The 22,348-nt window shown below is 54.8% G+C and carries 20 protein-coding genes and 1 pseudogene; 9 read left to right on the forward strand and 12 right to left on the reverse strand.

Features of this window, described 5'->3' with window-relative positions:
• Nucleotides 1–173: 173 nt before the first annotated feature.
• From JCM12308_RS00710 to JCM12308_RS00740, 7 genes are all read right to left on the reverse strand, one after another.
• Nucleotides 174–1,736, reverse strand: a complete 1,563-nt coding sequence (locus tag JCM12308_RS00710) for an indolepyruvate oxidoreductase subunit beta family protein (protein WP_054782557.1) — start codon at nt 1,734–1,736, stop codon at nt 174–176.
• Complete coding sequence (locus JCM12308_RS00715) at nt 1,736–3,889, reverse strand: thiamine pyrophosphate-dependent enzyme (RefSeq protein ID WP_054782558.1); 2,154 nt, start codon at nt 3,887–3,889, stop codon at nt 1,736–1,738. The genes JCM12308_RS00710 and JCM12308_RS00715 overlap by 1 nt, the downstream gene beginning before the upstream one ends.
• A gap of 62 nt (nt 3,890–3,951) precedes the next feature.
• Nucleotides 3,952–4,473, reverse strand: coding sequence for a MarR family winged helix-turn-helix transcriptional regulator (locus tag JCM12308_RS00720; protein WP_008546380.1), 522 nt, complete (start codon nt 4,471–4,473; stop codon nt 3,952–3,954).
• A gap of 119 nt (nt 4,474–4,592) precedes the next feature.
• Nucleotides 4,593–5,066 (reverse strand): MarR family winged helix-turn-helix transcriptional regulator, encoded by a 474-nt coding sequence (locus tag JCM12308_RS00725; RefSeq protein ID WP_054782559.1) that lies wholly within the window; start codon nt 5,064–5,066, stop codon nt 4,593–4,595.
• Nucleotides 5,067–5,098: 32 nt separating this feature from the next.
• Nucleotides 5,099–6,385: a TRAP transporter large permease gene (locus JCM12308_RS00730; protein ID WP_054782560.1), complete on the reverse strand. Its 1,287-nt coding sequence runs from the start codon at nt 6,383–6,385 to the stop codon at nt 5,099–5,101.
• On the reverse strand, nt 6,385–6,894 hold the full coding sequence (locus tag JCM12308_RS00735; protein WP_054782561.1) for a TRAP transporter small permease: 510 nt from the start codon (nt 6,892–6,894) through the stop codon (nt 6,385–6,387). The genes JCM12308_RS00730 and JCM12308_RS00735 overlap by 1 nt, the downstream gene beginning before the upstream one ends.
• Entirely contained in the window at nt 6,875–7,918 is a 1,044-nt protein-coding gene (locus tag JCM12308_RS00740; protein ID WP_244271801.1) for a TRAP transporter substrate-binding protein, read from the reverse strand. Before JCM12308_RS00740 ends, JCM12308_RS00735 begins: the two co-directional genes overlap by 20 nt.
• A gap of 445 nt (nt 7,919–8,363) precedes the next feature.
• On the opposite strand from JCM12308_RS00740, the gene JCM12308_RS00745 reads away from it, so the two are divergent.
• The 8 genes and pseudogenes from JCM12308_RS00745 to JCM12308_RS00780 all read left to right on the forward strand — a co-directional run bounded on the left by JCM12308_RS00745 (nt 8,364) and on the right by JCM12308_RS00780 (nt 16,689).
• Nucleotides 8,364–9,077: a PDR/VanB family oxidoreductase gene (locus JCM12308_RS00745; protein WP_244271806.1), complete on the forward strand. Its 714-nt coding sequence runs from the start codon at nt 8,364–8,366 to the stop codon at nt 9,075–9,077.
• Nucleotides 9,078–9,263: 186 nt separating this feature from the next.
• Entirely contained in the window at nt 9,264–10,619 is a 1,356-nt protein-coding gene (locus tag JCM12308_RS00750; protein ID WP_054782563.1) for an aromatic ring-hydroxylating dioxygenase subunit alpha, read from the forward strand.
• Entirely contained in the window at nt 10,600–11,082 is a 483-nt protein-coding gene (locus JCM12308_RS00755) for an aromatic-ring-hydroxylating dioxygenase subunit beta (RefSeq protein WP_054782564.1), read from the forward strand. Before JCM12308_RS00750 ends, JCM12308_RS00755 begins: the two co-directional genes overlap by 20 nt.
• A gap of 17 nt (nt 11,083–11,099) precedes the next feature.
• Nucleotides 11,100–12,718, forward strand: a pseudogene (locus JCM12308_RS32880) (AMP-binding protein).
• Entirely contained in the window at nt 12,715–13,893 is a 1,179-nt protein-coding gene (locus JCM12308_RS00765; RefSeq protein ID WP_054782565.1) for a thiolase family protein, read from the forward strand. The pseudogene JCM12308_RS32880 and the gene JCM12308_RS00765 overlap by 4 nt, the downstream one beginning before the upstream one ends.
• Entirely contained in the window at nt 13,893–15,152 is a 1,260-nt protein-coding gene (locus JCM12308_RS00770) for an SDR family NAD(P)-dependent oxidoreductase (protein ID WP_054782566.1), read from the forward strand. Before JCM12308_RS00765 ends, JCM12308_RS00770 begins: the two co-directional genes overlap by 1 nt.
• Before the next feature lie 2 nt (nt 15,153–15,154).
• Nucleotides 15,155–15,961: a cyclase family protein gene (locus JCM12308_RS00775; RefSeq protein WP_054782567.1), complete on the forward strand. Its 807-nt coding sequence runs from the start codon at nt 15,155–15,157 to the stop codon at nt 15,959–15,961.
• Nucleotides 15,961–16,689: an SDR family NAD(P)-dependent oxidoreductase gene (locus JCM12308_RS00780; protein WP_054782568.1), complete on the forward strand. Its 729-nt coding sequence runs from the start codon at nt 15,961–15,963 to the stop codon at nt 16,687–16,689. Before JCM12308_RS00775 ends, JCM12308_RS00780 begins: the two co-directional genes overlap by 1 nt.
• A 63-nt stretch (nt 16,690–16,752) precedes the next feature.
• Here JCM12308_RS00780 and soxR read toward each other — a convergent pair whose 3' ends face one another.
• Entirely contained in the window at nt 16,753–17,220 is a 468-nt protein-coding gene (soxR, locus tag JCM12308_RS00785) for a redox-sensitive transcriptional activator SoxR (protein WP_083416461.1), read from the reverse strand.
• A 92-nt stretch (nt 17,221–17,312) separates the two neighbouring features.
• Here soxR and JCM12308_RS00790 point away from each other — a divergent pair, with 92 nt between their 5' ends.
• Nucleotides 17,313–17,954, forward strand: a complete 642-nt coding sequence (locus tag JCM12308_RS00790; protein ID WP_054782570.1) for an MBL fold metallo-hydrolase — start codon at nt 17,313–17,315, stop codon at nt 17,952–17,954.
• 54 nt (nt 17,955–18,008) lie between these two features.
• Here JCM12308_RS00790 and JCM12308_RS00795 read toward each other — a convergent pair whose 3' ends face one another.
• From JCM12308_RS00795 to JCM12308_RS00810, 4 genes are all read right to left on the reverse strand, one after another.
• Complete coding sequence (locus JCM12308_RS00795) at nt 18,009–19,124, reverse strand: ABC transporter ATP-binding protein (RefSeq protein WP_054782571.1); 1,116 nt, start codon at nt 19,122–19,124, stop codon at nt 18,009–18,011.
• Between the two features lie 5 nt (nt 19,125–19,129).
• Nucleotides 19,130–20,011, reverse strand: coding sequence for a carbohydrate ABC transporter permease (locus JCM12308_RS00800; RefSeq protein ID WP_014285408.1), 882 nt, complete (start codon nt 20,009–20,011; stop codon nt 19,130–19,132).
• Entirely contained in the window at nt 20,011–20,955 is a 945-nt protein-coding gene (locus JCM12308_RS00805; RefSeq protein ID WP_371260879.1) for a carbohydrate ABC transporter permease, read from the reverse strand. The genes JCM12308_RS00800 and JCM12308_RS00805 overlap by 1 nt, the downstream gene beginning before the upstream one ends.
• Nucleotides 20,956–21,019: 64 nt before the next feature.
• A complete protein-coding gene (locus JCM12308_RS00810) occupies nt 21,020–22,270 on the reverse strand; it encodes an ABC transporter substrate-binding protein (RefSeq protein WP_008546428.1) in 1,251 nt (416 codons plus the stop codon).
• Nucleotides 22,271–22,348 lie beyond the last annotated feature (78 nt).

Genomic DNA, 22,348 nt, shown 5'->3' on the forward strand with positions numbered 1-22,348 from the left:
TATGCTTTAAACCAGCGCGCTTACTTTCCTTCAAATGACGACAATATGCCTCTTGCATGCGCATTTTGTGCACCCGGTAAAATCATCAAAATTCGCTAAGGCACACAAATGCATACATTAATTATAATCGGAGGAAAAATTTCAAATGCGTCATTCTTTCCCCCTGATTTCAATCAGAGGGTTTGAACTGTCTTCAATGCACCTTCCAAAGCATCCCCTTTTTCATCCAGCAACGCGGCTTCCCGAAGCCGTCTGAGCCAATCTGAAGCGTCTGTTCGCCCTTTCAGCAGGGCAAGAGAGGATAAAACTCGGTCAAATTTGGAGTGACCGCGGATATGTGTATCTGAATACCCCTTGATGAGACGACGGCATTTAAGAATTTCTACGGCAAGCTGATAGTCTGAATGGACTGTTTTGAGCGCAAGATCGCGCCAGCTTTGCAGGTGGTCCGTCTCGATATGATGGCGCAGGAAACTACGACGCCACGGCTTTAAGCTGCTGATGAGCCAAAGACTTAAGAACCCGCGAATGGAACGGGTCCTGATACGCCGGCCTTTGTTGACGCGCCTGTCCAGCCAGTTGAAGACTGCGGGCCGCGCTTCGATCCATCTGCCAAGCCGTGTTGGCAGCGTACCGCAGATTTCCTCCATCCGGGGGTGAAGATATTCAGTCAACTCCAGTTGACTACCCGCCGCTGGGCCCACTTCCCGATGAACGCGTTGAAAGCGTGTTTTTTGCGTTTTTATGTCGGCGACCCGGATCGTGTCGTCATAACACATAGCATTTGCGATATACTTGGCTGCTGTTCGGGTCAGCTCCCAACTCTCGTTTTCGGTATCACTGGCGAGCACGATTTCGAGGTGGTTGAGATACTCTTCGCCGTACTCCAGATCCTGAAACTCAACCGTCTTGCGCAGACCGGCCAGAGCCATGTCGCAGGTCTGTTCCGGAAGCGCTTCGATGCGGGATAAGAGCAGTTGCCAGGCTGCCAGTTTTCGAGCTGGTCCGCGTGCTGAGAACTTGGTTGCCGGCTGTGGTTGTTCTGGTCTCTTGGCAACAGGCGATCCGGCAGCTCCTGCAGATTGAGCATGATCGAAACTGGCGTTGAAAGAGGCCAAACTAGCGTTGACGCCCTTACCACCTTTGCGGATTGTTTCTTCATAAGTGTTTTTTGGGAACGGCAGTGCGCCGGAGCCCGCGAGTGCACCGAAGAGGCTGGAGGAAATGACGCTGCCGTTTTCTGCGGCGACGTCTTCCATGTTAAAGGCGACCAGCTTTTGTGAGGCGCTGCCGAGGCGGGAGAGAACGGTGTTGCTGTCCTGCTCACCTTTGCCCGGCACGATCTTTTCCGAAACCGCGAGGATGCGATGGGAAGACGCGATGAGCGTTGTCTTGTCAGCGGTCACGAAACCACGGATGACAGCGCGGCCTGCTTCCATGAGTTCTGCGCAGATGACGATGTCGACATCGCCTTGTGACGGGCTGAGCGAGAAGACAGGTGCCTTGCCGTTATCAGGTGCCATTTCCACGTAGTAGATGGTGGCGCCTGTGCGCTGGGCGACCCCTGCGACGGAGGTGGACTGGGCTTTGTAGCCGTTGGCTTCAGCCAGATTGACGATCCAGTCCGTCAGCACGCCGCCGCCCTGCCCGCCGACGGCGAAAATGGCGATCTTGGTGATGGTGCGGGTTGCGTCTTCGCCTGTGCCTAAGGCCTGCCATTGAGTGTCGATTTCCATCAGCTTACCTCCTCAATGATCAGGGTGCGGCGTTCACGCCAGTTTTGCAGGGCGCTGATGATACGGTCGCGTATCTTGCGGAAGAACCGCTCAGACTTGCTTGGATTATGGATGGTGTCGGCCTGATAGAACGATGGGCAGAGGATGGCGGCATCTGCTACCTCTCCGCAGTTGCCGCAGCCGACGCAGTTCTGGTCGATATGGGCGACCGGATCATCCCGCAGTGGGTCATCCAACTCTTTGACGGTCAGGGACGGGCAACCGGACAGGCGCATACAGGCGTGATCACCGGTACAGACGTCTTCATCGACGCCGAAACGGGTTTTCACCACACGCTTTTGCTCTTTAACGGCCTGATTGATGATGGGCTTTTCGCGGCGCTGACGGTTGAGCATGCATTCAGAGGAAGCAACGATGACCTTCGGGCCTTTGACGTCCGTGGTCAGCGCCTCTTTTAGGACAGACTGCATCTGAGTGACATCGTAGGTGCGATCTATCTGACGAACCCATTTGACGCCAACCCCTTTCACCGCTTCCGTGATTGGGTGCTTGGTGGATTTGCTCTTGTTGTTAGCCCGCGAGGACAAGATATCCTGACCGCCGGTGGCTGCGGAATAGTAGTTGTCGACGACGACGATCACGCCGTCATTCTGATTGAAGACCGCATTGCCGATGGAGGTGGTCAGGCCGTTGTGCCAGAAGCCGCCGTCGCCGATGAAGGAAATGGAGCGGCGATCCGTTTCATTGGTATTGAAGGCTGAGGCTGAGGCTGGACCAAGTCCGTACCCCATGGTGGTGGAGCCAATGCCAAAGGGCGGCATGATAGAGAACAGGTGGCAGCCGATATCTGAAGCAATGTGATGCGGGCCAAGTTCCTCTTCCACCAGTTTCGTTGCAGCGAAGATTGGGCGTTCCGGGCATCCGACACAGAACCCCGGCGGCCGCATGGGAACGACTTCTTTCAGCTGTTCCACATCAGGCAGCGGCCCTGGTGTGTTTGGGGCGCGGCCTTTGCCGGGCAGAGCATCTGAATGAGTGGCAAGGAAGGTCTGGATGCTGTCCAGCATCACCTGACCTGTATACTCTCCAGCCTCCGGGAATGGGCCTTTGCCTTCCAGTTTGGTGTTGACGCCCTCTTTTTGCAGCATGGCGCCAATGGCTTGTTCCAGATAATCTGGATAGCCCTCTTCCACCACAAGCACCGCATCTTTGCCCCTGCAGAAATCCATGAGTTCTGCGGGGACGAGTGGGTAAGTCACGTTCATGACGTAGAGAGGGATCTGGGTTTCGCCGTTGATGTCTGCCAGACCAAGGCGTTGCAGGGCGCGGATCACACCATTGTACATGCCGCCTTGCAGCACGATGCCGACCTTACGGTCCTGAGGTCCAAAGAGTTCATTCAGTTTATGTTTTTGAATGTAGTTCAGCGCTGCTGGCAGGCGTTTGGTCACCTTCTCCTGCTCATGCAAGAAGGACGCTGGTGGCAAGACGATGCGATTGAGGTCGCGCCGAGGATTTTCCAATGCGTCAGCCACTGTCATAGATGGACGCACATTGTCTTTGGTGGTGAACTCTCCATGCACATGGCAGCTGCGGATGCGGACCTGAAGCATGACGGGGGTGTTTGAAGCTTCTGAGAGTTCAAACCCATCGCCTACGGCTTTGACGATGGATGGCAGGTTGGGGCGTGGATCGAGCAGCCAGATCTGGCTTTTCATGGCAAAGGCGTGGCTGCGCTCCTGCATGATGGAGGAGCCTTCGCCGTAGTCCTCACCCACAATCACAAGCGAGCCACCGGTGACGCCGCCTGATGACAGGTTCGCCAGAGCATCGGAAGCCACATTGGTGCCTACGGTTGATTTGAACGTGACTGCGCCGCGGATGGGATAATGAACTGAGGCGGCCAGCATGGCAGCGGCGGCCGCTTCACTGGCGCTGGCCTCATAATGCACGCCCAGCTCACCCAGAATATCCTGCGCGTCGGCCAATACATCCATGAGGTGGCTGATGGGAGAGCCCTGATAGCCGCCCACATAGCCTACGCCATTTTCCAGCAATGCTTTGGTGATGGCCAGAATGCCTTCACCGCGGAAAACCTCACCCTCGCATGCGCGAAGTTTCTCGACCTCTTTTACAAAGGATCTTTCTGCCATACTCCCTCCCGTGAAAGCATGACAGATCCCGTGAACGCGAACTTTGTTAGGAGATCCGCGCCCTAGAAGTCGTGCTTTCGAATGTTTGTCAGTACCTTGCGCAGTGTCATCAAAAAGGCATCATGCTCGGCTTGCGAGACGCCCTCGAACATTGCGGTGTACTCGTCGCGCATATGCGGCCACATCTGCGCAAACGCTGCGCGTCCAGCTTCCGTCAGGAAGATATGGCGCACGCGGTTGTCCTGCTCACTGGCCTTGCGATGGATCAGGCCTTCCTTTTCCATGGCGTCCAGCGTGCGGCTCAGGGTTGATTGCTCGATCACCGAATAGACAGAGAGCTCGTTGATCATCAGTCCGTCCACTACTGACAACACAGCCAAGGCTCTCATTTTGGCGACCGACAACCCTGATCGTGTCAGTTTTTCACGCAAACTCTCATTGTACCTGCCCATAATCCGGTTCATCAGATAAGGCGCAAAATGATTGAGCCCGACCTCGCCCAGAGTTCTTGGTGCAGTTACCGGTTTTGCGTGCTGTCCGTCTTGTTCAGTTTCGGGAGCTTGATCACCGAGAATCTCGTTCATGAGGTGCACTCTTTCTTTTTTGAACAAGCTCCATCTGTTTCATGAAGCTTGAAAGTGATTATATGCATTTACATATTTATAGCAACTGCAATCCTGTAGATTATAGCTTAAATATGTGATCATTCATTGTTTTCGAGAGTCTCAACCATATGAGAGAGAAAACTTTTGATCTGAGCAATGTCGCTGGCGCCCAGTTGACGGACCAGTCGATCCTCATGGGCTTTGGCCTGTGACACCAGTCCGTTGGCCAGCTCCCTACCCTTGTCACTCAGGAAGATGCGCACGCGGCGGCGGTCCACCTCATCAGAGCGTCTTGTGACCAGTCCGCGCTCCGTCATCTGATCAATAGTTTTGGTCAGGTGAGATTGCTCCATCAGGGCAAAGCGTGCGAGTTGGGTGACCATCTGCCCGTCATCGTCCCTCAGACAGGCCAGTACACGCCATTCCGGGACGCGTATGCCTGCGCCCCGGAGTTCTTCATGAAATTGCCCGGAAGCCAGATGGCTTGCAGATGCCAACAGATACAGAAGGTATCCATCAACAAAGCCGGGCTCCTTTTCGTGAGCTTCGATCTCTTTCAGGTCTGCGTCCACCGGCCTACCTCTTCTTTTGTTTTTGCGCCGCGCTACATTGAGTACGGAATAATAAGTGCGAGTCCCGGAACTGCAATTAGCAGGATCAAGCGCACAACATCCATAGCTACAAACGGAACTACACCGACAAATATCTTCTCGACCGGCACTTCAGGGGCAACCGAACGCATAACGAAGACATTCATGCCGATTGGAGGCGTAATGAAGCTCATTTCCGTAACGATGATGACGAAGATGCCGAACCAGATCGGGTCAAACCCAAGCCCTGTCACGATTGGGAAGAGAATCGGCACGGTGAGTGTCACCATAGACAGACTTTCCAGCAGGCACCCCAGCACCAGATAGATCAGCACGATCATGGTGATGATGGCGTATGGCCCTACACCCAACGCATTGACCCAGCCCCGCAGATCGGTGGTGAGGCCAGAAATGTTGACGTAGTTGAGGAAGTACAGCGCCCCAAACAGGATGAAGAACATCACTGCGGTGGTTTTTGCTGTCTCAAACAATGTGTTGAGCGTGTCGCGATACGTCAGTTTGCCTCGCATTGCCGTGAGCACCAATGCACCGCCTGCACCAATGCCAGCCGCTTCGGTTGCGGTGAAGACACCCAGATAGATGCCGCCGAGCACACAGATGAATAGCAGCAGCGCCCAAGAGACACCGCGCAGTGCGATGATACGCTCCATCAAGGGCAGTTTGCTCTGAACTTCCAGCTCTTCCTTGTACATAACAAGGGACAGGCGTACAGCGAGCATGTAGCCGATGACACCGACAAGGCCCGGCAGAATGCCCGCCAGGAACAGCGCACCGATGTTCTGCTGTGTGAGGATGCCGTAGATGACGAGAATAACGGAAGGCGGGATCAGAATACCCAGCGTTCCGCCTGCTGCGATCGAGGATGCGGCCAGACGGTCAGAATAGCCGAAGCGGCGCATGGCGGGCAGCGAGACGCGGGCCATGGTCGCGGTGGTTGCCAAAGATGATCCGCAAACGGAAGAAAAGCCACCACAGGCTACGATTGTCGCCATGGCCAGACCGCCTTTGCGGTGACGCAGCCACGCGTTCGCTGCCGTGTACATGTCGCTGGCGATGCCGGACTGCACGATGAGATTGCCCATGAGCAGGAACAGCGGCACCACAGACAAGGTGTAGCTACGGCCACTGTCAAAATAGACCTGCCCGACAAGGTGAAATGCCGGAGGAAGGCCAATAATGGAGGCCACTCCGAAGAAACCAACGGCTGCCATTGCGAAGGCAATCGGCACGCCCACAAAAATCAATGCCATCAGGATGGCAAGACCCAAATACCATTCCATCAGGAACCGCCCCCAACACCTCTTGGAATTCTCAAAACTGCCAGCACAAATGTGATGAATGCGCAAAAGGCACTGATGACACCGGCTGCTTTGGAAAACGGCGCCAGCGGCACACGCAGATAGATCGTGACCTCCTGATAGCTCGCCAGCTGGTTTCCATGCTTCCACAACTCCCACGCCACCACCGCTAGCACGATGGCGACAAAGATGCGGGAGAAGAACAGCTGCAGTGAGGCCAGACCGCCTCTGAACTTGGAGGTGAACAGGTCCACCGTGATATGGCCGTCATCCAGACAGACCGCAGGCAGACCGGTGAAGATCACCGCCATGAGCAGCAGTTCGGTGTACTCCGGCGCTCCGGGCAATGGGCTTGCAAACAGGTACCGACCGATTACGTCGATCACCGTTACAGCGACCAGCGCCAGAAGCAGTAGTCCGCAGAGAACAGAGGCGCCCGAGCGAAGTTTTCGCCGGGCGCGCGCTGCTATATCAACCAGATTCCCACTCATTTTTCAGAGGCAACCGCTGCAACTTCTTTCTGGAGCATGTCCATGGCAACTTCGAAGTCGATGCCTTTTTCGCCGTAGGATTTGGCAACACCGTCAAACATTGGACGGGTGGCCTCTTCCAGCTGAGCGCGCTCTTCTGCGGTGCGTCGTGAATAGTCACTTTGCCCTGCATCTGCTCAAGACCCCAAGCATCTGCTGCATCCCAGGCCGCGCCAGCAAGGCGGGAGAATGCTTCACCAGAGATGGCCTCGATGGCCTTCTGGTCTGCCTCAGACAGGCTGGAGAACTTGGCGTTGTTGGCGATGAAGAAGAAGGAGACGTTGTACAGGCCGCCGTCTACACGCAGGCCATTGCTGAGCAGGCCATCCAGCTTGAAGAACGGGATGGATTCTGTCGGGAACACGATGCCGTCCGCAATGCCGCCTGACAGGATTTCATAGGATTGCGGTGCTGGTGCCTGAATGGCGACCATGTTCATGGCTTGCACGAGCTGGTTGGTGATGCTGCCCGCCACGCGGATTTTTGCGCCTTTCAGCTCACTCAGAGGAGAGACAGCGCGATCAGTGGTGTACAGCAAGCCCGGGCCGTGGGTGAAGACGCCCAGCACTTTCGCACCTCGGTGCTCATTGGCTTTAGCCAGCGTGCTTTCATAGAGACGCCAGTATGCGACCGACAGGCTGGTGGCATCTTTTGCGAGGAATGGCAGCTCGGCAATCTGTGTGAGTTTGAAGCGGCCCGGTGTGTAGCCGTGCACGCCGTAAGTGAGATCTGCAATGCCATTGGCGGCAAGATCGAAGTGAGCTGGTGGCGGGCCAAGCGGTGCGTCAAGGATCTGAACAGAGACGCGTCCCTCTGTTACTTCCTTTACTTTGGCGGCCCAAGGCACCATCATGCCTTTTACGATTGGGTGTGCCGGTGGCAGCCAGCTGGACATACGCAATACGGTTTCCTGCGCCATGGCAGATGCGCTGACGGAGAGCGCGGCAATAGTTGCAGCTGCAAATATCTTGAACTTCTTATTCATGTTCTCCCTCCCCAGAGAATACAGGATGAATGAGAAAAATGTGCACACATACCGTACGTTAATCAAGCACAAATATGAAATGGAAACTAATTCCGATTCATGCATTGACATCGTTTTATATGATATCGCATATTATATTTATCATTTATGCGAGAGGAGACTCTCCTTGTTTTGGCTCTGAGGGAGGACGCCAAAAAGCATGAAAACACTTATTATTGAGGGGGTTCGGACGGTCGCCCCGAAAATCAAAAGATTTGATTTAAAAGCCGAAGATAATGGGCCGCTCATACAATTTGAAGCTGGTGCACATATCGCAGTTCAACTTAAGGATGGCTCCTCACGCCAATATTCGCTGATCGATTTTGGTGAAAACTTACCTTACGAGAATCAACGATACACTCTTGGTATACTTTTGGAGCAAGACGGAAGTGGCGGTTCAGCTTTCATGCACTCTTTGCAGGTGGGCGATGCGATTCAGGTGGAGGCCCCAAAGAACGATTTTCCGCTGATTGAGGACGACAGACCCGCTGTTCTGATTGCAGGCGGCATTGGTGTAACGCCGATCATCAGCATGGCAGCTGCGCTAAAGCGCGCGGGCAAACCTTACACCCTGCACTATTCTGGCCGCACGCTCGAGACCATGGCGTTTAAAGAGGAACTCTCCGAGCTGTGCGGTGAGGCTTTGACCCTCCACCACGATGATGTTCCTGCGCGCTGCCTTGACCTTGGCGCTCTCATTCCAACGCTCGACACGTCCAGCCACATATATGTATGCGGCCCTAAAGGCATGATTGAAGCGGTGCGCGAGCAGGCCCTGAGCGCCGGGTTTGGCAAAGAGCAGATCCACTTTGAGCTGTTTGCAAGCCCTGCCCCTTCCGGTGATGATGCTGGAGACGGGTTTGAGGTGGAGGTGAAGTCCTCAGGCGAAGTGTTCTGGGTGCCGCAGGATAAATCCATCGTGGACGTGCTGGAAGAAGGCGGCGTTGACCTTGTCTATGACTGCCAGCGCGGCGATTGCGGGATTTGTCAGGTGGATGTGCTGGAGGGCGAGCCGGACCATCGCGACGTGGTGCTGACAGATGATGAAAAAGCGGCTGGTGACGTGATGCATATTTGCGTTTCTCGGGCCAAGTCCAAACGACTGGTGCTGGATTTGTAGAAGACCTTTTTCTCGCAGGCTTTAGAGGGACGCAATTTTAGCTCCGAGGCCTGTGATCGCTAGAACCTGCCGCGTTCATTTGCATTCACGCATCAGGCTCTGGCTCATTTTTTTCATGCGTATTCTTGTCCGAAAACCGGAACCACTTTTCGGGAATACGCTCTAAGCTTTTTGGGAGGGAAGCTTATGACCATGAAATACAAAGATAACCCGCAGGCGGTGGCTGATCTTGTGCGCCCTGCCGAGGTGCATCGAGACCTTTATATAGACGATGAAGTTTTTGACCTTGAAATGAAGCATCTGTTTGCCTCCACTTGGGTTTACGTGGGGCATGAAAGTCAGGTGCCGAATGCGGGTGATTACTTCGCAACTGAAGTGGCAGCACAGCCCATATTGTTGGCGCGGCACACGGATGGCGAGGTGTATGTGCTGCACAATCGCTGCCCGCACAAAGGCACCAAAATCGTCATTGACCGCGCTGGCAACACGGGCAAGTTTTTCCGCTGCCCGTATCATGCATGGTCGTTCCGCACCAACGGCAAGCTGCTCGCGATCCCTTTGAAGAAGGGCTACAAAGACACCGGCTTTGAGCAGAGCGAGGCTGGACAAAGCGGTCTGCCGCCTGTGGGCGCGGTGAAGAACTACCGCGGCTTTATATTTGTGCGCATGAAGCAGGAAGGCATCAGTTTCGAAGACTTCTTCGGCGGCTCCCTTTCCTCTTTGGACAATATGATTGACCGCTCTCCGGTTGGAAAGCTGGAGGTGGCTGGCCCACCACTGCGTTACATGCACAATTGTAACTGGAAGATGCTGGTCGATAACCAGACGGACACCTGCCACCCGATGGTTGCCCACGAAAGCTCAGCCGGTACTGCCGTTGAGATCTGGGAATCCCTTGAGAAGGACGAGAACACCAAAACGCCTATGGCGATGGAGGTGATTGCGCCGTTCATGTCGCCCTATGAGTTTTTTGAGGACATGGGCATTCGCACCTGGCCGAATGGGCATGGCCATACGGGCGTGCATCACTCCATTCACTCAGATTACTCCGCTATTCCCGGTTATCTGGAGATGATGGAAGAGGCTTATGGCGAAGAGCGGGCCAAGGCCATTTTGGGTGAGAACCGGCATAACACGGTCTACTTCCCGAACATCATGATCAAGGGCCCTATCCAGCAGCTGCGTGTGTTCATTCCGCTAGCTGCCAACAAAACGCTGGTGGAGAGTTACATCTTCCGCCTTGTGGGGGCTCCGGAAATGCTGCTGGAGCGCACGGCCATGTACAACCGCTTGATCAACGCACCGACCTCCATTGTGGGGCACGATGATCTGGAGATGTATGAGCGCGCGCAGGAAGGCCTGCATTGTCAGGAGCTTGAGTGGGTGAATGTGCAGCGCCTTTATGAGGAAGGCGAAGACCTCGACCTTGAGGCTGTAGAGAACGGCACCACGGAACGGCAGATGCGCAATCAGTTCCACGCCTGGAAGAAGTTTACCGTTGAAAGCATGGAGGCCGAAGCTCGTGACCTTGCCGACGCGTGATGATTTGATCGACCTTGTCTACCATGAAGCCCGTGTGATTGATGAAGGCCGCTTTGATGAGTGGCTGGAGCTATGGGCTGCGGACAGCTACTACTGGATGCCGCTGGACTATCAGCAGGAAGACCCGAAAAACATGACCTCCCTTATGTATGAGGATGCGTTTTTACGGAAGCTTCGTGTTGAGCGCCTCAAGGGCCTGCGCACCTTCTCTCAAAAACCGAAGAGCCGCTGTTCTCACGTTCTGAACCGCCCAAGTATTGAAGTGTTCGATGAGAAAACGGGCCAGTTCGTGACCCGTACTGCCGTTCATTATGTTGAGACGCGGCTGGATGACCAGTTTTTGCTGGCGGCGACCGTTCACCATCATTTTGAGATGGTTGAGGATGAGCTGAAGATTAAGCTGAAGCGGGTTGATCTGCTCAACTGCGATGCAGCCTTTGGCAACATTCAGCTGTTCATTTAAGAAAACAGGTTTTTTGAATGATTGAGCATAAATCTGTTTTCGGTGCGTTTTGTGCCGCTGCTGAAAAGTGGCCGGAGCGACCTTTTTTGAATGTTTTGCCGGAAACCGCAAAGGTTTATGGCATTAAATCGGGTGAAACGTCTTACGCTGAGGCGTTGGCGCAGGCGCGAGATGCTCAGGAGCGTTATTGCGCTGCAGGTTTGCAGGCTGGTGACAGGGTTCTGGTGTTGCTTGAGAACCGCCCTGCCTTCTTCCTGCACTGGTTGGCGCTGAATGCCCTTGGCGTGGTGATCGTGCCGATCAATCCAGACCTGCAAAGCTCTGAGCTTGAGTATATCGGCAGACACGCTGAGCCGGTTCTGGCGATCTCAACGCCTGAGCGTAAGGCCGATATGGAACAGGCTGCGCGCGACAGTGGGCAAGGCTTCGCCTGCGTGACGCTGGCAGATACCCTGCCCGTTCTGCGTGTTTCTGACACTGCGAGTTATTCGGCTGCACAGGATGATCCGGCGGCAATGCTTTACACCTCGGGCACAACGGGCAGCCCCAAAGGCTGCGTGCTGGCCAATCGGTATTTTCTGGAGGCAGGTCACTGGTACGCCAATGCAGGTGGCACGTGCACGCTGACGGATGATGCGAGCGGATGATAACGCCGCTGCCGATCTTTCATATGAATGCAATGGCGTATTCAGCCATGGCTATGGTGGCTGTTGGTGGCTGTCTGACGGTTCTGGACCGTTTCCATCCGCGATCCTGGTGGCAGAATGTGCGCGATAGCCGTGCAACTTGCCTGCATTATCTGGGTGTGATGCCGTCCATTCTGATGAGCTTGCCGGAAGCGCCGGAAGATAAGAGGCATTCGGTTCGTTTCGGCTTTGGTGCTGGCATTGATGCCAAGTTGCACATTCCGTTTGAGGAGCGTTTTGGCATTCCTCTGGTGGAAGCCTGGGCCATGACAGAAACGGGTGCAGGTTCTGTGATTGCCGCCAATCAGGAGCCGCGCAAGCGTGGCATGAATTGCCTTGGCAAGCCCGGCTCTGAGATGGATGTGTGCATCATGGGCGATGACGGCGTGCCGATTGCGGGCACCGAGCCCGGAGAGTTGCTGGTGCGACGTAAAGGAGATGATCCGCGGGTCGGGTTTTTCTCCCATTACTTCAAGGATGATGCTGCCACGAGTGAGGCATGGGACGACGGTTGGTTCCATACGGGTGACATTGTTCGCCGTGATGAGGATGGCGACTTCTTCTTTGTCGACCGCAAGAAGAACGTGATCCGGCGTAGTGGCGAGAACATCGCTGCGGTGGATGTGGAGTCCGTGCTCATGCAGCACCCGGATATTGAAGCGGTGGCTGTTTGTCCAGTGCCTGATGCCATTCGCGGCGATGAGGTGTTTGCCTCCATCGTCTGGCGCGGCGAGCAGACCAAGGATGCGGCAGAAGCGATTGTGCGCTGGGGGTTGGAACGCATGGCGTACTACAAAGTGCCCGGTTACATCGCGTTTTGCAGCTCATTGAAACTGACAGGCACGCAGAAAATCCAGAGGGCCGCGCAGAAGCAGATGGCGTTGGAGTTGCTGGAGAAATCTGAAGTTTTCGACACCATCCACCTGAAGCGGAGGCAGTTGGTTTCATGATCAAGCCACGCAAACGCATGGGGTATGATGGGGTTGTGGTCGCAGCGCCAGCCAGCACGCCTTATGAGCGCTATTCGACTGAAACAGCCCATTGGTGGATTGCCAAGGCGCTGCGGCAGTCCATTAAAGCAGCTGGGCTGACGCCGCGCGATATTGATGGGTTTTCTGTCGCCAGCTTTTCGTTGTTTCCAGATACCGCTGTGGGTCTAACCCAGCATCTGGGGCTGGTTCCGCGTTGGTTGGATCATATCCCGCAGGGCGGTGCCAGTGGGCCGAGTGCCCTGCGTCGGGCTGCTCGGGCGGTGCAATGCGGGGATGCCTCTGTCGTGGCCTGCGTTGCGGGCGATACCAATCACGTAGACAGTTTTCGCCGCATGCTTTCGAGCTTTTCCCGGTTCGCACAGGATGCCTCCTACCCTTATGGCTCTGGCGGGCCGAATGCCTGTTTTGCGCTGCTGACCGACTATTACATGCGCGAGTTTGGGGTGAGCCGCGAAGATTTTGGGCGGATCTGCGTTACTCAGCGTGACAATGCTTTGCGCAATGAGAATGCGGTGATGAAGAAGCCGCTGACGATGGACGCCTATCTGGCGGGCCGTGAGATCAGCGATCCGATCACCCTGTTTGATTGTGTGATGCCGGTGGCCGGGGCTGAGGCGTTTTTGGTGATGCGGGAGGAAGATGCGGTGGCTGCTGGCATTCCTTACGCCCATATCAGCGCAACCATTGAGCGGCACAATGCATTTCCAGAAGACCCAATCCAGATGCGTGGTGGCTGGGCGATGGATATTGAAGAGTTTTATGGCATGGCGGGGCATGGGCCTGAAAGCGTGGATCTGTTGCAGACCTATGATGATTATCCGGTCATCGTGATGATGCAGATGGAAGATCTCGGCTTTTGCGCAAAAGGCGAAGCGGCGCGGTTCATTGCAGACAAAGACCTGACGGTTTCCGGCGACTTTCCGCACAACACCTCTGGCGGGCAGCTTTCAGCTGGTCAGGCCGGGGCTGCTGGTGGGTTTATCGGGCTTGTGGAAGCAATTCGGCAGGTGACGGGCACGGCTGGGGCAACGCAGGTGGCGAATGCCAAGCGTGCGCTGGTTTCCGGCTTCGGGGTGATCAACTACGACCGCGGCGTTTGCACCAGTGCGGCACTTCTGGAGGGGGCGAGTTGATGGTGACACCGCTTCAAAAACCTCCGAAAAAGAACCCACAGTTGCGCACCCGTGTGCCGACGTTGCCATCCCATTATCGCAGCCGATCAGCGCTGTTTATGGCTGCGGCTGCTGCTGAAGGGCGGTTTATGCTGCAGGTCTGCGCAGAGCCAGATTGCGAGTCCGTCCAATACCCTGCACGAGATGCTTGTGCCTGTTGTTTATCTGATCGCTTGGTCTGGCAGGATGTTTCGCCGCGCGGGAATCTGATTGCGACATCCACGGTGCGCACGAGCACGAACACTTATTTCCGCGAACGCACACCGTGGCGGCTGGGAACGGTGCATCTGGATATTGGGCCTTCCGTTATGTGTCACTTGCATAGTGAACTGGTTGTTGGTGATGAGGTTCAGCTAATCAATCGGCTGGATAAATCCGGGCAAAGCGTTTTGCTTGCTTTGCCGCTGGAGAGAGCCCAGTTGCAGGAGGATGATATGCAGCTTCGTGAGCTTACCTGTGATCCGAAGTTCCGGCGCATACTGATTACGGATGCGCGCAATCCAAATGCCTACGCATTGGCAAAGAGCCTGCTGGAGGCTGGGGCAACTACGGTGTTTGTGGGAGAAGCTGAAAGCTGGCGGCCCTACCCTGATCGCGCAAAACTGGAGTCGCTTCAGGGTGTTGAGCTGGTTTCTTTAGATGTTACTGACACCTCCTCGGTTCAGGAGCTTGCTGGTGAGTTTGGCGGCAAGGTCGACATTCTTATCAACAATGCCCGTTTTGTGCGTCCCGGCGGCATTCAGGGCCGAGGGGATGTGGGCTTTGCTATGGATGAGATGCAGGTCAACTATTTCGGCATGATGCGTCTGGCGCAGGCCTTTGCTCCTGCTATGACGGGTCGCAGTGCGGATGGGGTGAACAGTGCGGTGGCGTGGGTAAATGTGCTCTCGGTCTACTCGCTGGTGAACAATCCCGGCTTTGGCAGCTTTTCCGCTTCGAATGCTGCTGCACATTCCCTCTCGCAGTGTCTTCGGGCAGAGATGGCGGCGTCTGGTGTGCGGGTGGTGAATGTGTATTGCGGTCCAACTGAGGATGAGTGGCATCAACCTTTGCCGCCACCCAAAGTGCCAGCTGGCACGCTGGCGCGAGAGCTGGTGAAGGCGCTGCAAGCGGGGCTGGAGGATGTGTATGTGGGCGATATCGCCAAGGACATCCGACGCAAATTCATGGAAAGCCCCAAAGTGCTTGAAAAAGAAATGACAAGTCTGGAGACGCTGTGACCATGGAAGCCTTGAAAGAGAAACTGGCAAATCCGGTTGAGTTACTCAGCTCTGCTTTGCTTTCTGGCGGTGTGGAAGTCGTTGATCTGACCCACACGCTTGATCCGGACTTTCCAGTGATCGTCCTGCCGCCCGAGTTTGGACAGTGCGCTCGCTTTCGGATGGAAGAGATTTCTTCCTATGATCATCGCGGGCCGGCGTGGAAGTGGAACACCTTCACCTGCTCAGAGCACACTGGCACCCACTTTGATGCGCCGATCCATTGGATTTCCGGCAAGGATCTGCCCAACAACACGGTGGATTCCATTCCTCCTGAGCACTTTGTTGGCTCTGTTGTGGTGATCGATTGTTCGGAAGGATCTGCGCAGGATGATGACTTTGAGCTGACACCAGAGATCATTGCAGCTTGGGAGGCTGAGCATGGGCGCATTCCTCCGGCCAGCTGGGTGTTCATGCGCACGGACTGGAGCAAGCGCAGTGGTGCAGCTTACTTAAATATGCGTGATGACGGTCCGCATTCACCGGGGCCAACGCCTGAGGCGATCAAGTTTCTGATTGATGAGCGCGGTATCCGCGGGTTTGGTACGGAGACTGTGGGGACGGATGCGGGCCAAGGTGCGCATTATACGCCGCCCTATCCGGCTCATTTTTATCTGCATGGCGCTGGTAAGTATGGACTGCAATGCATGTGCAATCTGGATCAGCTGCCCGCAACAGGTGCCATGATCTTCTGCGCACCGCTAAAGATTAAGGGCGGCACTGGCAGTCCGCTGCGTGTGCTGGCGCTTGTGCCGAAGGGAGGCCGCTGATGTCAGAAGAATTCACTGCGGTCATCACAGGTGGCAACAAGGGTATTGGTGCGGCTTTGGCGAAGGAGATGCTGGAGGCTGGCTATACGGTGATTTGCCTGTCGCGCCGGGAGCCTGAGTTTGAGCACCCAAAGCTCCACTTCCATCAAACGGATCTGCTGGATCAGGCGCAAGTGAGCGCGGCGGCGGAGGCGATTGCGGCTGAGCATGAGGTGACACATCTCATTCACAATGCAGGGCTTATCTTCCCCAACCTGATCGAAGAAGCTGAAGCAGATGACATTGCAGGTCTGGCCCAGCTTCATCTGGGCTCAGCTTTGACGCTGCTTAAGGCATTCCTGCCAAGCATGAAAGAGCGGCAGTTTGGGCGGGTTTTGTTTAATGGGTCTCGTGCGGCTTTGGGGGCCAAGACGCGGACAGCCTATAGTGCTTCCAAAGCGGGTATGATTGGCATGGCGCGCACATGGGCGCTGGAGCTGGCGCAGCATCAGATTACGGTGAATGTGGTTGCGCCCGGTCCGGTGAAGACCGACAACTTCTGGGGCATTATTCCTAAAGGAAGCGAGCAAGAACAGAAGCTGGCTGATGGCATTCCCGTTGGCCGCATTGGCACGGTGGAAGACATCACCAATGCCTTTATGTTCTTTGCAGATCCCAAGTCCGGCTTTATTACAGGACAGACGCTGTTTGTCTGTGGTGGGATGAGCGTGGGGACTGCCCTGCTCTAAGTGTCTCACTTAAAGTTCTGAATCAGATTCAGGTCATGCGTATAGCTAATTGATGCCGCTGAGTCAGGCGTTCTCAGTGTATGGTTTTCTGCGCCATCCCAGCAGGTGCGCACCTGGCCCCTGACTTTTCATCTTATCTTCTGGATTGAGGAGATGGCAGTCTGTCATCGACAAGCAGCCGCAGCCAATGCACTCGTTGAGACCTTCGCGCAGGTCTTGCAGTTCCGCGATGCGCTTGTCCAGATCCTCCTGCCACCACGTGGAGAGTTTGGCCCAGTCACTTGCTGAGATCTTCTTCTCATTGGGCAACTGATCCATGGCCGCTTTGATCTCTTTAAGCGGCACGCCCAGCTTCTGCGCAGCTTTGATTACCGCGATCTTGCGCAGCACGGCTGCGGAGTACCTTCTGTGGTTCGCGTTGTTGCGCCAGGAGGTGATGAGCCCTTTTTCTTCGTAGAAATGAACGGCGGAGACTGCGATACCGCTGCGCTCTGCGACCTGCCCGACGGTTAGCCCTTGCAAGGAGACCATTGTCATTCCTTCATTTTTTTGCCTTGACCTCAACATTACTTGAGGAATTAGAAGAGATCATGCAACAATCAAGAGCCAATAAGGAATAGCTGATGAAGAAGATTTACGATGATCTGTGGCAGGTCCCTCTGGAGAAGCGATTTACGACATTGCTCTCCCACGCCTATTTTCTGAAAACACCAGATCGGAACATCCTGATTTCACATTTTGAAAATCAGGATGTCGCACATCAGTTACGTGAGATGGGCGGCGTTGATGAGCAGTATCTGACTCACAATCACGAAATCTCAGAGAGCCTGGGAGAGTTGCGTCTCGTGCTTGGCTCAAAGCTCATCGGGCATGAGAACATTGCCAAGTTCTTTTCTGGTGATGTTGCTCCAGATCGACTTCTTGAAGGCACCGGACCGTTTGCTGGAAACGACGGATTTCAGGCGCTTTATACGCCGGGGCATACGGACAACAATCTGTGCTTCTATTATGCCTCCCCCACTGGCAAGAACTACCTGTTTACCGGCGATACGATCTATCTGGACAATGGCCGTTTCAGAACGCTGGTGATGACCAGTGATGGGGGTAACAGGCAGGAGCTGGTGGCAACATTGCGCAGATTAAGAGAGCTGCCCGTGGATGTGATCCTTTGCAGCGTTGCCATGGGCCACTATGAGATCGTTGAGGTCACACAATCTGAATGGCACGACCTGATAGATGAGAAGATTTGGGAGATTTTGGATTAACAAAAAAGCCGGAGTGAACCACTCCGGCTTTTGAAAGTGCTCTTATCTTTGAAATTACGCGATGCGCATTTCAGAGGATGGATCAAACGGGATTGCTTTATCCATGTTGATCGCAAACGGTACATCCTGACCAGCAGTGACCTGCGCATCAGCCCGCATACGTGCGTTGCAGTCTTTTCCGCCCAGAGAAGACATCACGTAGGTGTCAGAGCCCGCTGGTTCGGTGACGATGACGCGGTTGGTGATCTGCTCAATGTGTTTGGCCTTGCGGTCCGCCCCTTCAGGATCAGTGATCGCTTCCGGACGGATGCCCAGAACGATTTCCTTCTGATCAAAGCCCTTCAGAGCTTCTGTTGGGTTGGAGAACTTGAGGTTCACCTGATCACTCAAACCGGTTGGCAGTTGCGCGAAGATGCCGTCGCCATTGGCAACGACCTTTGCAGGTACCAGGTTCATGCTTGGAGAACCCATGAAGCTTGCCACAAACAGGTTTGCAGGCGTGTCATAGATCTCTTTTGGCGTGCCCAACTGCTGTACGTAACCGCCGTTCATGACAGCAATGCGCGTGGACAGCGTCATTGCTTCGATCTGGTCGTGGGTCACGTAAACAATAGTGGTGCCAAGCTTCTGGTGCAGCTTCTTGATCTCAGTGCGCATGTCCACACGCAGCTTTGCATCAAGGTTGGAGAGCGGCTCATCGAACAAGAACACATCCGGGTCACGCACAAGCGCTCGGCCCATTGCCACACGCTGACGCTGACCACCTGAGAGCTGGCCCGGCTTGCGGTTCAGCAGCTGCTTGATCTGCAGCATCTCAGCTACTTCGTTCATGGACTTGTCACGCTCAGCCTTGGCTACGCCGTGCATTTCCAGACCGAACGTGATGTTCTGGCCCACGGTCATGTTTGGATACAGCGCGTAGGACTGGAACACCATGGCGATGTTACGCTTGGACGGGTGAACCCCGTTCATGGTCTGCCCTTTGATGTCGATGGTACCGGAGGTGATGTCCTCCAGACCAGCGATCATGTTGAGCAGAGTGGATTTACCGCAACCGGACGGCCCGACGAGAACGAGAAACTCACCCTCTTCCACGTCGATATCGATGTTGTGAAGCACCTTTGTAGAGCCGTAAGACTTGGTCGCATTGTTGATTTTCAGAAAGCTCATAGTACTTATCCCTTCACCGATCCGGCCATCAGGCCTCTTACGAAGTAGCGGCCAGCCACGATGTACACGAGCAGTGTCGGCAATGCGGCGAGGATCGCTCCGGCAAAATGAACGTTATATTCTTTGACGCCCGTTGAAGAGCTGACGAGGTTGTTCAGAGCCACGGTCATTGGCTGACTATCAAGGTCCGCAAAGGACGCACCAAACAGGAAGTCATTCCAGATGTTAGTGAACTGCCAGATGACGGAAACCACAATGATTGGACCTGAACTTGGCAACATGATGCGCCAGAAGATGCGGAAGAACCCTGCCCCATCAATCTGTGCTGCGCGGATCAGCTCTGTTGGGAACACCTGATAGTAGTTTCTGAAGTACAGCGTGGTGAAGCCAAGGCCGTAGACCACGTGCACCAGAACAAGACCCGGTGTAGAACCCGCGATGCCGAGGAAACCAAGCACACGCGCCATTGGGATCAACACGATCTGGAACGGAATGAAGCAGGCAAACAGCATCAGACCGAACAGGATGGTATCACCCTTAAAGCGCCACTTGGTCAGCACGTAGCCATTCAAAGCACCCAGAACGGTTGAGATCGCAACAGCTGGGAACACCATTTTCAGGGAGTTCCAGAAGTACGGCTTCAGACCTGTTGGCTCAACGCCGATCTGCGCGCTGTTCCAGGCTTTCAGCCATGGTTCCAGCGTGAAGACCTGAGGCAGCGCCATCATGTTGCCGCCTGTGATTTCAGAGAGCGGCTTCACGGAGTTGATGACCATGATGCCGAATGGCAGCAGGTAGAACGTGGCGAACAGGATCAACATCAGGTAGATGAACGCGCGTGTGATGCGCCCTGTGTTGATGGCATTATCTGTCGAGGCTACGGACATTATTTCTTCTCCCGCAGTTCGGCATAAAGGTACGGCACCATGATCGCAGCAATGGTCATGAGCATGATAACAGCGGAGCTGGCACCGATGCCCATCTGGTTGCGCGTGAAGGTGTACGAGTACATGAAGGTCGCTGGCACCTCAGTAGCGCGGCCCGGTCCACCACCCGTCAGCGCCACGACAAGGTCGTAGGACTTGATGGCGAGGTGTGACAGGATCACGAAGGCTGACAGAAATGCCGGACGCAGCTGCGGAATGATGATGCGGCGGTACATGTTCCAGTTGGATGCACCGTCGATCTGAGCTGCTTTGAGGATCTCGTTGTCGATGCCGCGCAAACCAGCAAGGAACATGGCCATCACGAAGCCAGATGTTTGCCAGACCGCAGCAATCACAACGGTGTAGATTGCAAAGTCGCGGTTTTTGATCCAGTCGAACTCAAAGCTTTCCCAGCCCCACAGGTGCATGGTGTGCTCAAGGCCGATGCCCGGATCGAGGAACCATTTCCACGCTGTACCTGTCACGATGAAGCTGAGCGCCATCGGATACAGGAAGATTGGACGCAAGAAGCCCTCACCGCGGATCTTCTGGTCCAGAAAAATCGCAAGGCTCAAGCCGATGGCTGTACAGATTGCAATGTACAGTCCGGCGAAGATGCCGAGGTTTTTGATGGCAATGGACCAATGCCGCAGCCGGAATAGCTTTTCATAGTTCTCCAGCCCTACCCAGTCATAAACCGGCAGGATGCGGCTTCCTGTGAAGGAGAGGTATACGGAGAAAATGATAAATCCATAGACAAAGACCAAGATCAGAGCCAAGGAGGGTGATAGCACCAGTTTTGGAATGAGATTTTGGAGTCTTGTCCGCAGGTCCGGTTTTACTGCCGTTGGCGCTTGATAGTCAGCGGCCATGGCAACGGATGAAGTGGTCTGGTCGACCATGATCCCTGCCCCCAGATTTTATGTTGTTTTGGGAAAAATGGGGCCGACGCATCGGCCCCACTTAAAATTACTTCGCGATGGAGACAGCGTCTACCAGCTCTTCAACAGCGGTAGCGGAGTCGTACTCACCGTTAAAGTGTGCAGTTACAACGTCATAAATGGCGTTTTTCACGGATGCTGGTGCAGAGTGGCCATGCGCCATGGAACCGAAGAGGTTACCGCTTGCTGCAGCTGCTGCCAGATCTTTCATGCCCTGTTTTGCACATGCATCAAACGCTTCGTCGGAAACGTCGGTACGTGCAGGAACAGAACCCTTCACTACGTTGAACGCAGACTGGAAGGTTGGAGAAAGGATCGCGCTTGCCAGAGCAGCCTGCTCTTTGGACACTTCACCGCCCTGATCAAACATTGCGAACTGGTCAGCGTTGAAGGTGACCTGGTTCTGCGTGCCTGGGAAGCGGAAGCAGAGGAAGTCTTCGCCTGGCTTTTTGCCAGCGCCGAGGAACTCACCTTTTGCCCAGTCACCCATCATCTGGAAACCAGCTTCGCCGTTGATGACCATTGCAGTTGCAAGGTTCCAGTCACGACCAGAGAAGTTTTCGTCAACGTTTGCGCGCAATACAGCCATGCGGTCAAACGCTTCTTTCATGGTGTCGGAACCAAGAGCAGCTTCGTCCAGATCGATGAATGCAGCTTTATAGAAATCTGCGCCACCGGTGCTCATGACGATTGCGTCGAACAGAGTTGCGTCCTGCCAAGCCTGACCACCGTGTGCCAGTGGAGTAACGCCAGCTGCTTTCAGCTTATCAAGCGCTGCGGTGAACTCTTCCCAAGTGGTTGGAGCTGCAATGCCGTGCTTGTCCAGCACTGCTTTGTTTGCCCATACCCAGTTGGTGGAGTGTACGTTTACTGGCGCGGAGATCCACTTGCCATCGTACTTCGCAAAACGCTGAAGAGCAGCAGGAACAACTTTGTCCCAGCCTTCTTTTGCAGCAACTGCGTTCAGGTCAGCCAGAGCGCCTTCTTTCGCCCAGTCCTGGATGTCGAAACCGAGCATCTGAACTGCAGTTGGCGCGTTGCCAGCTGTTACGCGTGCACGCAGAACGGTCATTGCGGATTCACCGCCGCCGCCTGCTACAGGCATATCAGCCCAACCAATGCCCTGAGATTCCAAGTCTTTCTTCAGTACGTTAAGCGCAGCCGCTTCACCGCCTGAAGTCCACCAGTGCAGAACTTCCACGTCTGCCGCTACGGATGTGGTTGCTGTTGCAGCCAGCAGTGCCAGAGCGGATGTGGTTTTCACTAGTAGTTTGTGCATGTGTTGCCTCCCGATCACAACTTAAAATTTCTACACAAAAATACGACTAACATAGTACTTATAACGTTACAAATATCG

It is taken from the genome of Pseudovibrio denitrificans JCM 12308, assembly GCF_001310815.1.
GTDB classification, from domain to species: Bacteria; Pseudomonadota; Alphaproteobacteria; order Rhizobiales; family Stappiaceae; genus Pseudovibrio; species Pseudovibrio denitrificans.

Coding starts and splice junctions, on each gene's coding strand:
- JCM12308_RS00710 (WP_054782557.1), bottom strand. CDS start 1,736: ATGGAAATCGACACTCAATGGCAGGCCTTAGGCACAGGCGAAGACGCA.
- JCM12308_RS00715 (WP_054782558.1), bottom strand. CDS start 3,889: ATGGCAGAAAGATCCTTTGTAAAAGAGGTCGAGAAACTTCGCGCATGC.
- JCM12308_RS00720 (WP_008546380.1), bottom strand. CDS start 4,473: ATGAACGAGATTCTCGGTGATCAAGCTCCCGAAACTGAACAAGACGGA.
- JCM12308_RS00730 (WP_054782560.1), bottom strand. CDS start 6,385: ATGGAATGGTATTTGGGTCTTGCCATCCTGATGGCATTGATTTTTGTG.
- JCM12308_RS00735 (WP_054782561.1), bottom strand. CDS start 6,894: ATGAGTGGGAATCTGGTTGATATAGCAGCGCGCGCCCGGCGAAAACTT.
- JCM12308_RS00740 (WP_244271801.1), bottom strand. CDS start 7,918: ATGAATAAGAAGTTCAAGATATTTGCAGCTGCAACTATTGCCGCGCTC.
- JCM12308_RS00745 (WP_244271806.1), top strand. CDS start 8,364: ATGCACTCTTTGCAGGTGGGCGATGCGATTCAGGTGGAGGCCCCAAAG.
- JCM12308_RS00750 (WP_054782563.1), top strand. CDS start 9,264: ATGACCATGAAATACAAAGATAACCCGCAGGCGGTGGCTGATCTTGTG.
- JCM12308_RS00765 (WP_054782565.1), top strand. CDS start 12,715: ATGATCAAGCCACGCAAACGCATGGGGTATGATGGGGTTGTGGTCGCA.
- JCM12308_RS00770 (WP_054782566.1), top strand. CDS start 13,893: ATGGTGACACCGCTTCAAAAACCTCCGAAAAAGAACCCACAGTTGCGC.
- JCM12308_RS00775 (WP_054782567.1), top strand. CDS start 15,155: ATGGAAGCCTTGAAAGAGAAACTGGCAAATCCGGTTGAGTTACTCAGC.
- JCM12308_RS00780 (WP_054782568.1), top strand. CDS start 15,961: ATGTCAGAAGAATTCACTGCGGTCATCACAGGTGGCAACAAGGGTATT.
- soxR (WP_083416461.1), bottom strand. CDS start 17,220: ATGGTCTCCTTGCAAGGGCTAACCGTCGGGCAGGTCGCAGAGCGCAGC.
- JCM12308_RS00790 (WP_054782570.1), top strand. CDS start 17,313: ATGAAGAAGATTTACGATGATCTGTGGCAGGTCCCTCTGGAGAAGCGA.
- JCM12308_RS00795 (WP_054782571.1), bottom strand. CDS start 19,124: ATGAGCTTTCTGAAAATCAACAATGCGACCAAGTCTTACGGCTCTACA.
- JCM12308_RS00800 (WP_014285408.1), bottom strand. CDS start 20,011: ATGTCCGTAGCCTCGACAGATAATGCCATCAACACAGGGCGCATCACA.
- JCM12308_RS00810 (WP_008546428.1), bottom strand. CDS start 22,270: ATGCACAAACTACTAGTGAAAACCACATCCGCTCTGGCACTGCTGGCT.